The following is a 10,147-nucleotide window of genomic DNA, read 5'->3' as shown; positions in this document are numbered from 1 at the left end:
ACCTGCCTGACCGCATTTCAAGTGCACCCTCCAGCAGTACAGTTGAGGTGTGAGCGCGGTCGCTTCCCGCCACAGTCCACCCAAGGAAGGGAAGTCTGTGAGCAGTCTCAACAAGGGACTCAGAAAAGTCGAAGTCGCACTCAAGTGGGACCCCAGTCCCATAGGTGCGCCGGTGCATGATCTCGACCTCATCGCTGCCACGTACCAGGCGGAGGATCCGTACGGAGAGCCCGCGTACCTCGTCCACTTCGACAGCCGCTCACCGGACGGCACCATCACCCTCAACAGGGACAGCCGTACCGGCCAGGGCTTCGGTCCCGACGAGGCGATGACCCTCGAACTTGAGCGGCTCGCCCCCTCGTACGCGCGTGTCGTCGTGGGCGTCGTGATCCAGCAGAGCGGCGGGCGCATGACGTTCGGCGACATCGCGAACACGGCCGTCTCCGTCTCCGAGGGGTACACCTCCCTCGCGGACGACGACTTCGCGGGAGTCGCGGGCTCCACGGCGGCGACCGTCGCAGAGTTCACACGCTCCGAGGCGGGCGAATGGGAACTCCAGGAGGGCGTGGCCGGGTTCGACACCGAGCCGGAGTCCTTCACGGACGTCATGGGGAAGAAGAGGGCCTGAGCGCTCCCGGACGGCCCACCCGGGCCCGCCCGTCCCCCGGGGCCGCCCGCGCCGGTACGTGAGCACGCACTCGCGACGCACGACACGAGGTGCTGGGCCACGCCCCCGCCCCTGGGACAGACTTGCGAGATGACCGAGTCCCAGGGGCCCCGCACTCAGCTGACCGGCCGGACGCCCTGGGGGAATCTCCACGGGCCGCTGCGCCGGTTCCTCCGTACCGAGACCGGCAGCGCCGCGGTGCTCCTGTTCGCGACACTCGCCGCGCTGGCCTGGTCGAACATCGACTTCGCCTCGTACGAGCGCCTGTGGTCCACACAGCTCTACATCGGCGTCACCGACGACCGGATCTCGCTGGACCTCCACGACTGGCTCAACAGCGGCCTGATGACGTTCTTCTTCTTCGTCGTCGGCCTGGAGGCACGCCGCGAGTTCGACATGGGGGACCTGCGGGAACGCCGCCGGGTCACCCTGCCCGCGCTCGCCGGCGTCGGCGGGATGCTCGTCCCCGTCGCGATCTACCTCGCCTTCAACGCCGGCAGTTCCTCAGCTCAGGGCTGGGGGGCGGCGATGTCGACGGACACGGCGTTCGCACTGGGCATGCTCGCCCTCGTCGGGCCGCGCTTCCCGCGCCGGCTGCGCGCCTTCATGCTCACCTTCACGGTGGTCGACGACGTCATCGCCCTCGCCGTCATCGCGCTCGTCTACAGCGAACAGGTCTCCACCGTCCCGCTGTTGACGGCCTGCTCCCTCTTCGTGCTGGTCCTCGTGCTCCGCGGGTTCCGCGTCACCTCCGGGTTCGTCTACGCCGTCCTGGGCGTCGCCATCTGGGTGGCCATGCTCAAGTCGGGTGTCGACCCCGTGGTGACGGGACTGGCGCTGGGGCTCCTGACGTACGCCTATCCGGCGACCCGCGACGACCTCGAACGCGCCAGCGGCCTCTTCCGGCTCTTCCGTGAACAGCCCACCGGGGAACTGGCGCGCTCGGCGCGGGTCGGCCTGACGGCGGCGATCTCCCCCAACGAGCGTCTCCAGGAGCGGTTCCACCCGTGGACCAGCTATGTGATCGTGCCTCTCTTCGCGCTGGCCAACGTGGGACTGCCGATCACGGGTGAACTGCTCTCCCGTGCCTTCTCCTCACCCGTCACGCTGGGCATCCTCTGCGGATTCGTCCTGGGCAAGCCCGTCGGCATCGTCGGGGTCTCCTGGCTGGTGACGCGCCTCAGCCGTGGTCGGCTGAGCCCTCCGGTGGGGTGGGTGGCGGCCGCGGGCGGCGGAACGATCGCGGGCATCGGCTTCACCGTCTCCCTGCTGATCGCCGGAAAGGCCTTCCACGGCGAGCAGTTGGACGAGGCGAAGATCGGCGTGCTCAGCGCGGCGCTGTGCGCCTCAGCGCTCACCTGGGTGCTGTCCCGGGTGACGGGGATGCTGCCGCACCGCCTGAAGGTTCGCGCCCTGATGGGCGCGTCCGAGCCCGTCGTCGATCTCGTCGCCCTGGTCGACGACGAGCGGGACCACGTGCACGGCCCCGTCGACGCGATCGTCACGGTGCTGGAGTACGGCGACTACGAGTGCCCGTACTGCGGCAGGGCCGAACCCGTCATCCGTGAACTGCTGCGGACGATGGACGACGTCCGTCACGTCTGGCGGCATCTGCCCCTGACCGACGTGCATCCCAACGCGCAGCTCGCCGCCGAGGCGTCGGAAGCGGCAGCCGCGCAGGGCGCGTTCTGGGACATGCACGACCGGCTGCTGGACAACCAGGACGACCTGCGGGTGCCGGACCTCGTGGAGCAGGCGGAGTCGCTCGGTCTGGACACCGACCGGTTCCTGCGGGACCTGCAGGAGCACATGGGCGCCGACCGGATCGAGGAGGACCTCGCCACCGCCGAGGAGAGCGGCGCCTCCGGCACACCCACGTTCTTCATCAACGGGCGGCTGCACCGGGGCGGCTACGACAAGGAGAGCCTGCACGCGGCGGTACGGGCCGCGCGGGTACGGGCGAACCTCAACCCGTAGGCGTGTTCCACCGCGGGCGCCCCCGGACGCCTGCTTAACCTGCGAGGACATCAGCCCCGACGCAGGGAGAGACAGTGCGACGAGACGACCTGCCCGCCCCGGAGACCGGCATGCTCCTCACCCACTTCATCACCGTGCGGGACGTGGCTCGCTCACGAGCCTTCTACTCCGGCGTGCTGGGCGGAACGGTGGTGCTGGAAGAGAACCCGTGCATCGTGAAGCTCGCCAACGGCTGGATCATCATGAACCCCGGCGGCGGCCCCACTCCGGACAAGCCGGGTGTGACCCTGCACGCGCCCGAGGAGCCGGACGACGTCTCCAGCTTCCTCAACCTCCGCGTGGCCGACATCGAGAAGTGCCACCGCGAATGGAGCGCGAAGGGCGCCGAGTTCCTCACTCCGCCCATCGACCGCAAGGCGGAGGTGCGCTGTTACGTGCGGGACCCCGACGGATATCTCATCGAGGTGGGACAGGCCACGGGGATGCTGGAGGGGATCTTCGCCGACAGGCCGGGCGCGGCCGGTCAGTAGGGGCTGCCCGCCGGGGCCGTCAGTAGGGACGGCCAGCAGGCAGGTCAGCAGGGGCCGGACGGGCATCCTCCGGGGGGGGGATCGCCGTCACCCGCTGTCCAGGGGAATCTTCGGCGACCTCATCGAGGGCCGAGCCGTGTGCCCGTCCGCAGGTTCCAGCGTGCGGAGCGGCCGCTGAGCTCGGTCGCGGTCAGGGGTTCCACATCGGCCCGCCACAGGCTCCGCGCCGGGGCGCCCAGAGCGCAGACCACCGCCGCACGCACGACATCCGGCTCGACGACGGCCACCACCCGGCCCTGCTGCGCGGCCAGTTGGGCGAGCCAGGCCTCGATCCTCGCGCACAACTGCCGTACGGACTCCCCTCCATGGGGTGCGCTCGCGGCATCCGAGAGCCAGAGGCCTACGCCTTCCGGCTCGTCGGCCGTCACCTCTTCCAAGGACCTCCCCCGCCAGCGGCCCATGTCGCACCCGGCGGCCTGGTCCGCCGTGGTGACCGCCTCCAGACCGAGCGCTTCGGCCGTCTCGGCACAACGCGCGGAGGGCGAGACGAGGTTGCTTCCGGCGATCGGCAGCGACCCGGCCGCCGCTCGCGCCGCCCGCAGCCCCGCGTCGCTCAGGGAGTTCCCGGCGTCGAAGCGGATCCCGTCGGAGGCGTCGTTGCGGGCGGGCGAGATCAAAGTCACTCGCGTCGTCATGGGCCCCTCCTGCCCCGTGAACAGCTGCTTTCCGTACGGGAATTGATCACGCCGTCCCCTCTGTGCGCAGCTGTGCGGCCTTGGCCTGGAAGGCAGTATCGCGGTACGTTCCGCACGTATCGACGACGGCATGGCGGAAGCCGGTGAGATCCCGGCACGGTCGCGCCACTGTATGTCCCCTCCGATCCGCCGCCGCGTGCGGTGTACGGGCGGGGCGAGTCAGACCCGCAGTGCCGTCACGAGCTCCACCGACAGGGACGCGAGTTCCCAACAGGAGGTCCTGCCATGGCACAGTCCATCGCCCCGCCGAGCACCGGCACCGCAGTCCCGGCAACACTGCCCGTGAAGGCGATCCTGCCGTGGGCGTTCTTCTTCGGTCTTCTGATGCTGGTCCTGCTGTACTTCGTGGGTGCGGAGCAGGGGGCGACGTCCCTCATCTCCGGCACCGACGTCCACGAGTGGGTCCACGACGGGCGCCACCTTCTCGGCTTCCCCTGCCACTGACAGGGGAGGAACAAGCACCGATGAACTCCGCGACAGTTCGAAATCTGCTCGTGCGCGGCATGCTGGCCGGTCTCATCGCCGGCCTGTTCGCCCTGGTGGTCGCCTCGTTGCTCGGCGAACCGCAGGTCGATGCCGCCATCGCCTACGAGGAAGCCCATTCGCACGAGCACGGCGGCGTGGAGGTGGTCACTCGCTCCATGCAGGCGACCGCGGGTCTCGCCACGGGCGTCCTGGTCTACGGCGTGGCCATCGGCGGCATCGCCGCGCTCGCCTTCAGCTTCGCCCTGGGGCGGGTGGGCCGGTTCGGCCCCCGCGCCACTGCGGCGCTGCTCGCGGGCGCCGCCTTCGTGACCGTCTACCTCGTGCCGTTCCTGAAGTACCCGGCCAACCCGCCCTCCGTGGGCGACCCGGACAGTCTCGACAAGCGCACCGCTCTGTACTTCCTGATGGTGCTGCTCAGCGTGCTGCTCGCCGTCGCCGCGACGATCGTGGGCAAGCGCCTGGCACCCCGCCTGGGCAACTGGAACGCGAGCGTCGTTGCCGGTCTCGGCTTCGTCGTCGTCATCGGGCTGGCGTACGCGTTCCTGCCGTCGCTCAGTGAACTCCCCAAGCATTTCCCGGGGATGCTGCTGTGGCGGTTCCGGATCTCGACGCTCGCCGTTCAGCTCGTCCTGTGGACGGCCTTCGGTCTGACCTTCGGTCACCTCGCGGAGCGTGCGCTGGGGTCCGCCGTGCGCGGCGGCAGCAAGGAGGAGCCGGCGTCGACGGCGAGTCCCGCCGCCACCAGCTAGGCCGGTCCGAGCGCCGTACGGACAGAACGCCGTACGGCCAACAACACCGCCGCTGCCCCGGAGTCCTCGAAGGGACCCCGGGGCAGCGGCAGTTCGCGCGGGGCGCGTCACCGCCTGAGCGGCGTCAGCGCCCGGCCACCTCCGACCGTACGGTGACGGCCGCAGCAACCAGGTTCTCCAGCGCGGAGCGCACCTCCGGCCAGCCGCGGGTCTTCAGACCGCAGTCCGGGTTGACCCACAGCCGCTCGGCCGGGATGGCCGCGAGCCCCTTGCGCAGCAGTGACGCCACCTCGTCGGCGTCGGGCACGCGCGGCGAGTGGATGTCGTAGACGCCGGGCCCGACTTCGCGCGGATAGCCCGCGGCCGCCAGCTCGTCGGCCACCTGCATGTGCGAACGGGCGGCCTCCAGCGAGATGACGTCCGCGTCGATGTCGTTGATCGCCGAGATGATGTCGCCGAACTCCGCGTAGCACATGTGGGTGTGGATCTGGGTGTCCGCACGCACCGAGGCCGTGGCCAGCCGGAAGGACTCCGTCGCCCACCCCAGGTACTCCGCGTGGCCGTCGGCCCGCAGCGGAAGCGTCTCGCGCAGCGCGGGCTCGTCGACCTGGATGACCGCGGTGCCGGCCGACTCCAGATCACTCACCTCGTCGCGCAGGGCGAGAGCGACCTGCCGTGCCGTCTCCGCCTGCGGCTGGTCGTCCCTCACGAAGGACCACGCCAGCATGGTGACCGGTCCGGTGAGCATTCCCTTGACGGGCCGTGAGGTCTGCGACTGCGCGTAACGCGTCCACCCCACCGTCATCGGCTCGGGCCGCGAGATGTCACCCGCGAGGATCGGCGGACGCACGTAGCGGGTGCCGTAGGACTGGACCCAGCCGTGCTGCGTGGCGACGTAGCCGTCCAGGCGCTCCGCGAAGTACTGCACCATGTCGTTGCGTTCGGGCTCACCGTGCACCAGCACATCGATCCCGGCCTGCTCCTGGAAGGCGAGCACGTCGCGGATCTCCGCCGCGATGCGCTCGTCGTAGCCCTTCGGGTCGAGGCGTCCGGCACGCAGATCCGCGCGGGCGGTGCGCAGTTCGCCGGTCTGGGGGAACGAGCCGATGGTGGTGGTCGGCAGGAGCGGCAGGCCGAGCCGGGCGCGCTGCGCGGCGGCCCGCTCCTGATAGGGCTGCGAGCGCCGCGCGTCGGCGTCGGTCACCGCCTGGCTCCGAGCCCGTACGACCGGGTCACGGGTGAGCTGGGAGGACGAACGGGAGGTGAGGGCCGATGAGTTGGCCGAGAGCCCGCCCGCGATGACTTCGGTGCCCTCGCTCAGTCCCTTGGCCAGGGTGACGACCTCCTCCGCCTTCTGCCTGGCGAACGCGAGCCAGCGTCCGACCTCCGGGTTCACCTCTCGCTCGACGGCCGCGTTCAGCGGTACGTGCAGCAGCGAGCAGGACGGCGCGACGTCCACCCGGTCGGCGAAGCCGAGCAGGGAGGCCAGCGTCCCCAGCGACTTCTTCAGGTCGTTGATCCACACGTTGCGTCCGTCCACCACACCGGCGACGAGCCGCTTGCCGGGCAGGCCGCCCACACCGGCCAGGTCGTCCAGGTTGGATGCGGCGGGACCGGTGAAGTCCATCGCCAGGCCCTCCACGGGCGCCTTGGCCAGGACGGGAAGCGCCTCGCCGAGACGGTCGAAGTAGGAGGCCACCAGCAGCTTCGGCCGGTCCGTCAGAGCGCCCAGTTCGCGGTACGCGCGTGCCGCGGCGTTCAGTTCGGCGGCGCTGCGGTCGGCGACGAGCGCGGGCTCGTCGAGCTGCACCCACTCGGCGCCCGCCGCGCGCAGGTCGGCGAGCACCTCGGCGTAGACGGGCAGCAACCGGTCCAGGAGGGTCAGCGGTTCGAAGTCCGCGGCGACCTCCGGTGCGGGCTTGGCGAGCAGCAGGTAGGTGACCGGGCCGACGAGCACGGGACGCGCGGTGTGACCGTGGGAGACGGCCTCGGTCAGCTCCGCCTTCTGCTTGGCCGAGTCGGCGGAGAAGACGGTGTCAGGCCCCAACTCCGGGACTAGGTAGTGGTAGTTGGTGTCGAACCACTTGGTCATCTCCAGCGGCGCGACGTCCTGGGTGCCCCGGGCCATGGCGAAGTAGCCGTCGAGCGCGTCGGCTTCGACTGCCGCGCGGTGACGGGCGGGAACTGCGCCGACCATGACGCTGGTGTCCAGCACGTGGTCGTAGAGGGAGAAGTCGCCGGTGGGCACCTCACGTACGCCGGCTTCGGCGAGCTGCTGCCAGTTGTCCCGGCGCAGGCCCGCCGCCGTCGCATGCAGTGCGTCAGCGGTGACGCGGCCCTTCCAGTAACCCTCGATGGCCTTCTTCAGCTCACGGTCGGGCCCCTGGCGCGGGTAACCGTGAACAGTGGCCCGGGACGCCGCGGCTGCGGACTTCGTCGTCACTCAACTCTCCTTCGCGAGTTTCGCCGGTGACCTCGGGGAGGCGTTGAGCGAACAGGAGAGGCGACGCGGCGGCACGCGTCGTGCGTGTTCACCGCTACCGCCGACCCGCCCTCGAGGTCACCGAGATCGCCGCGCACGACCATCGTGCGCGGGCAGTGGCAGGTCTTCGGACTCGTGGGCGCGCCTCGTCCTGACGGACGGGCTCCTACTTGCCGTCGCTTCCCGGGCCCGCTCGGGCCCAGTGCGTATGACGGCGTTCGTTCCCACTCACCGCTGCGGGGCAGCTCCGGATTCACACCGGATTCCCTCTTGCGACGCACATGCCTGGCGGGCAGCGCGAACCGACTGCTCTTCCAGCGTACGGGCCCGCGCACTCGCCGACAAAGGTGCGCGGTGAGGGCTTCCTCATTCCCGAAGCCCGTTTACGGGCCCCTCGGCCCGCTTCCGGTCATGCCGGCGCACCCGCTGTTCGCGCGCCCGTTCACATGCGGCGGCGGATGCACCGGTCGAGGCAGGAAGGCCCCTCGTCCGGGGGCGTGCGGCGGTGTGGCACACACCCCCGCGGGACGGTCCCGATCCAAGCTGCTCCCGAACGGGACGACGACGTCCGTCGAGAAGCACAGGAGCGATCACCATGTCACTGCCCGCACAGTCCGCCGCCTCGGACGACGGCCTGCCGCCCGAGGCGAATCCCGCAGATCCGCGGTTCTGGCAGCTGCCGCACGAGAAGCGGCTGGAGGTCTTCGCGATGCTGCGCCGCCGGGAGGCGCCCGTCTTCTTCTCCGAGCCGCAGAACGCCTTGCGCAGGCGGCAGCCGCAGGGCTTCTACGCGCTGGTCAGGCACGAGGACGTACGGGAGGCGAGCCGCAACGCGGCCGTGTTCGGCAGTGCGCCGGGCGTCACCACACCTCAGCCGGCCCGCTGGGTGGCCGCGCTGTTCGGGCACTCCATGGTCAACCTGGACGGGCGGGACCACGCCCAGCTGCGGAAGATCGTCTCGCGCGCCTTCAGCCCCCGGCTGCTGGCCGAGGCGGAGAAGGACATCCACGAGGTCGTGTCCCGAGTGGTCGAGGACGCGGTGACGCAGCCGTCCCGGGAGTTCGTGACCGCAGTGGCCTCCCTGGTGCCCTTCGAAGTCGTGTGCAACATGATGGGCATCCCCGAGCGGCACCGGCCCCGCATCCTCGACCAGCTCAACGACGCATCGGAGAACATCGGCGTGGAGCGCGGTGCGGGCGCCAAGTTCCGCATCCCGGGGAAGGGGCTGCGTGCCCTCGCCCGCATGCACGTCATGATCGCCATGCTCGCGCGGGAGCGCCGCCGGCGCCCGACGGACGACCTCATCTCCGCCCTGATCAACGCCGACGTGGACGGGCAGTGCCTGGGGAACCGTCAACTCGGGGCGTTCTTCACGCTGTTGATGGTCGCCGGCGTGGAGACCACTCGTAACGCCATCTCGCACGGCCTCGCGCTGCTCAGCGACCACCCCGACCAACGGGCGCTCTGGGAGAGCGACTTCGACAAGTACGCCGACTCGGCCGTGGACGAGATCGTGCGTTGCTCCACCCCCATCATCCAGTTCAAGCGGACGCTGAGGACCGACCACGTCGTGGGCGGACGTACGCTGCGGCAGGGCGAGATGGTGGCTCTGTACTACGCCTCCGCCAACCGCGACGAGGCCGTCTTCGCCGACTCCGGCACCTTCGACATCACCCGCGACCCCAACCCCCATCTCGGATACGGCGGCGGCGGGCCCCACTACTGCCTCGGCGCCCATCTCGCCCGCCAGGAGCTCAAGGCGCTCTTCAAGGTGCTGCTCAGCGACCCGGTCGCGATGCGTGCGGTGGGGCCGCCCGAGCTGGTGCCCTCCAACTTCGACAACCGCATCCGTTCGCTGCCGTTCGGCCTCGGCCGCCCGGCCGGCGGCGGTCCGTCCGTAGTGGGGGACGCCGCGGCCAAGTCCCCGGCGGCCGACGGGTGACGGTCACGCCGAACCCGTCTCCGGCGGCTTCGGGGCTCTCCGTTCGCGGAGGGTCCCGAAGCCTGCTGCGGCGACTCTCCGCGGGGGACGTCTGCGGGGACGTCTGCGGGGGCCGCGCTTCGGGAGCACGGCGGCGCGAAATCCCGAAGTGCGGGCAGACCGTGTGCTTCTGAAAGGCCGTTCGCGGGACTGTTCCTCGCGGCGCACCGCCGTACGATGAATTCCATGAATGTGGTGGTGTTTCTTCTTGCACTCGGCATTACTTGTCGTATAACCCGATTCATAACCAAGGACACTCTCGCCGCGGGATTCCGGTCATGGACGGCCGACCGTTTCGGCGACGACTCGAAGTTGGCGTATGTGGTCACCTGCGGGTGGTGCACGAGCATCTGGGTCTCCGGCGCCGTCGTCCCCCTTGCCTATCTGGCGGGATCCACGGTCGCCTTCCAATCCGTCGCACTGGTTCTGACGCTGTCGTATCTCACCGGAGTGGCATCCAACTGGCTCGACTGAACATCCGTGAAATGAGCGGGGGTTCAGGGTGTGCTCAAGCGCGCAG

9 protein-coding genes and 2 riboswitches are annotated in these 10,147 nt (G+C 70.1%); of the genes, 7 read left to right on the top strand and 2 right to left on the bottom strand.

Features of this window, described 5'->3' with window-relative positions; all coding sequences use genetic code 11:
* Positions 1 to 97 precede the first annotated feature (97 nt).
* From H5J26_RS07840 to H5J26_RS07830, 3 genes are all read left to right on the top strand, one after another.
* A complete protein-coding gene (locus tag H5J26_RS07840; RefSeq protein WP_181764997.1) occupies positions 98 to 628 on the top strand; it encodes a TerD family protein in 531 nt (176 codons plus the stop codon).
* 129 nt (positions 629 to 757) lie between these two features.
* A complete protein-coding gene (nhaA, locus tag H5J26_RS07835; protein ID WP_181764996.1) occupies positions 758 to 2,644 on the top strand; it encodes a Na+/H+ antiporter NhaA in 1,887 nt (628 codons plus the stop codon).
* Positions 2,645 to 2,718: 74 nt separating this feature from the next.
* Positions 2,719 to 3,174 (top strand): VOC family protein, encoded by a 456-nt coding sequence (locus H5J26_RS07830; protein WP_181764995.1) that lies wholly within the window; start codon positions 2,719 to 2,721, stop codon positions 3,172 to 3,174.
* 119 nt (positions 3,175 to 3,293) lie between these two features.
* On the opposite strand, the gene H5J26_RS07825 is transcribed toward H5J26_RS07830, so the two are convergent.
* A complete protein-coding gene (locus H5J26_RS07825; RefSeq protein WP_181764994.1) occupies positions 3,294 to 3,869 on the bottom strand; it encodes a histidine phosphatase family protein in 576 nt (191 codons plus the stop codon).
* 84 nt (positions 3,870 to 3,953) lie between these two features.
* A riboswitch (cobalamin riboswitch) is annotated at positions 3,954 to 4,117 on the top strand.
* A gap of 37 nt (positions 4,118 to 4,154) precedes the next feature.
* Here H5J26_RS07825 and H5J26_RS07820 point away from each other — a divergent pair.
* Positions 4,155 to 4,373 (top strand): CbtB domain-containing protein, encoded by a 219-nt coding sequence (locus tag H5J26_RS07820; RefSeq protein WP_181764993.1) that lies wholly within the window; start codon positions 4,155 to 4,157, stop codon positions 4,371 to 4,373.
* 20 nt (positions 4,374 to 4,393) lie between these two features.
* Entirely contained in the window at positions 4,394 to 5,164 is a 771-nt protein-coding gene (locus tag H5J26_RS07815) for a CbtA family protein (protein ID WP_181764992.1), read from the top strand.
* Between the two features lie 124 nt (positions 5,165 to 5,288).
* On the opposite strand, the gene metE is transcribed toward H5J26_RS07815, so the two are convergent.
* Positions 5,289 to 7,607 (bottom strand): 5-methyltetrahydropteroyltriglutamate--homocysteine S-methyltransferase, encoded by a 2,319-nt coding sequence (metE, locus tag H5J26_RS07810; RefSeq protein WP_181764991.1) that lies wholly within the window; start codon positions 7,605 to 7,607, stop codon positions 5,289 to 5,291.
* Positions 7,608 to 7,746: 139 nt separating this feature from the next.
* Positions 7,747 to 7,968, bottom strand: a riboswitch (cobalamin riboswitch).
* A gap of 273 nt (positions 7,969 to 8,241) precedes the next feature.
* Between metE and H5J26_RS07805 the strand changes: the two genes are divergently transcribed.
* Positions 8,242 to 9,588, top strand: coding sequence for a cytochrome P450 (locus H5J26_RS07805; protein WP_181764990.1), 1,347 nt, complete (start codon positions 8,242 to 8,244; stop codon positions 9,586 to 9,588).
* A 225-nt stretch (positions 9,589 to 9,813) separates the two neighbouring features.
* Positions 9,814 to 10,101 carry a hypothetical protein gene (locus H5J26_RS07800; RefSeq protein ID WP_181764989.1) on the top strand — a complete coding sequence of 96 codons (288 nt, stop codon included), beginning with the start codon at positions 9,814 to 9,816 and terminating at the stop codon, positions 10,099 to 10,101.
* Positions 10,102 to 10,147: the final 46 nt, after the last annotated feature.

The organism is Streptomyces albidus (ex Kaewkla and Franco 2022), assembly GCF_013870515.1.
GTDB lineage: Bacteria > Actinomycetota > Actinomycetes > Streptomycetales > Streptomycetaceae > Streptomyces > Streptomyces albidus.
The sequence above is the reverse complement of the archived record's forward strand: the minus strand, read 5'-3'. Positions and strand labels throughout refer to the sequence as shown.